A 1,680-nucleotide genomic window follows, 5' to 3' on the forward strand; every position below is an offset into this window, starting at 1 on the left:
CGACGAGCTCGACCGTGCCGACGAGATTGAAGGCGACGACGAACGCCCAGAAGAGCCGAGGCAGCCTCATCGCGAGCAGCGCTAGCATGGCCAGCAGCCCTGTTGCAAAGTCACCATAAGCGGCGAACACGGCGAAGCCGGCTGGGAGATCGGGGCTCACGACGCCCGGCAGGATGAAGACGAGCCCGAAGAAGCGGAAGCTGTGCAGAGTGGCGATGGCTCGCTGCGCCGCGACCCGGTCCATTGAGCTCAGCCAGGGCCAGATGTATGCACCGAAGCAAAGCAGCCACGCGACATAACCTAGAATTAGATGTGTCTGGAAAACGAATTCCGTCGACATTCGGGTCTCCTGTCAGCTGTTGGTCGATGCTGCCTCGAACACCGCGGTCAGAATGCCGAGCCGGCCTTCCATGAGATTTCGTCCCAAATTGGCCGTAAGCTCGGCAAAGTCCGGTCCCATTACAACGCCGAGATTTGGCGAAGGCGGCGGACCGGACGCACGCAACTGCCTAAACCAGGCCTTGGCAACCTCGGTGTCATCTTGCCATGCCAGCATGCTGAAGCCGGCCGGTTCGATCGCCTCACGTGTCGCGTCGACTGTCAGGAGGAAGCTCGTCGCCGGCGTTCGCGCCCAGGGAAGCGGATAGTGCGGCTCACCGCCAGACAACACGACGTCGAATGTGGCAAATCTGCCGCCTGGCTTCAGCATGCGCCTGATTTCGCGATAGAGCAGCACTCTGTCGGAGATGTTCATCGCCACATGCTGCAGCAGCGCCATGTCGAAACGACCATCATCGAATGGAAGCTCCAGGGCGCTGGCGGCCTGGAACGACAATTGCCCGCTCTGCCCCGTGCGCTCGGTCAGATAGCGCGCGGCATCCACGAAAGGGTCGCTGAGATCTACGCCAGTAACCCGACAGCCATAGGTCGCGGCCAGAAAGCGCGCCGGCCCGCCGATGCCCGAGCCGACGTCCAGAACTGACATGCCCGGGGCGATGCCCGCCAATTGGGCAAGCTCCGCGGTCGCGGCAAGTCCACGGGTGTGGAATTGGTCGAGAACGCCCAATTGCTGTGGCGTAAGAAGCTGATCCTCCGGGCCGAGGGCAGCCAGCACCGTCTTCAGCCGCCCGGTCAGGCCGGTCGCGCGATAGTGGTCGCGCACGCCATCAAGTCCATCGGTCATTGCAGGATGTCTCCAGTGTTCATCTCTCCTACTTAGATCCGCTTCCATAATTCGACTATCCGGTATAATCACAACAACCTATGAAGCAGAACTACACAGTCCGGCACGGTGCGCTGGAGGGGGTCGAGGTTTTCCTGGCTGTCGCCCGGCGCCGCAACTTCCGCCGTGCCGCTGCCGATCTCGGCGTGACGCCGTCCGCCGTGAGCCAAGCGGTGCGCACGCTGGAGGCCCGCATGGGTGCGGCGCTGTTCGTGCGCACGACGCGGAGCGTCGGGTTGACCGAGGCTGGTCAACGGTTCTTCGATCGTGCCGGCCCTGCCTTCGAGGAACTCGTCGCGGCAGGCGAGGCCGCGCGCGATGTCGGCCAACGGCCAACCGGGTTGCTGCGCCTGTCCGTACCTCGCGCCGTCGTGCCGTTGATCCTGGAGCCGGTGATCGCGTCGTTCTGCCAGGCCTATCCCGAGATCGAACTGGAGATCGCCGCGAGCGACGAGATG

The 1,680-nt window shown here is 63.5% G+C and carries 2 protein-coding genes and 1 pseudogene; 1 reads left to right on the top strand and 2 read right to left on the bottom strand.

Features of this window, described 5'->3' with window-relative positions:
• Positions 1 to 340 (bottom strand): annotated as a pseudogene (locus tag EN935_RS34765) (hypothetical protein); the annotation flags it as partial.
• 12 nt (positions 341 to 352) lie between these two features.
• Entirely contained in the window at positions 353 to 1,183 is an 831-nt protein-coding gene (locus EN935_RS34770) for a class I SAM-dependent methyltransferase (RefSeq protein WP_127265571.1), read from the bottom strand.
• Between the two features lie 80 nt (positions 1,184 to 1,263).
• On the opposite strand from EN935_RS34770, the gene EN935_RS34775 reads away from it, so the two are divergent.
• Positions 1,264 to 1,680 (top strand): LysR family transcriptional regulator (locus EN935_RS34775; RefSeq protein ID WP_164771635.1); only part of this gene is annotated, 417 nt, incomplete at its 3' end.

The organism is Mesorhizobium sp. M7D.F.Ca.US.004.03.1.1 (assembly GCF_003998635.1).
GTDB lineage: Bacteria > Pseudomonadota > Alphaproteobacteria > Rhizobiales > Rhizobiaceae > Mesorhizobium > Mesorhizobium loti.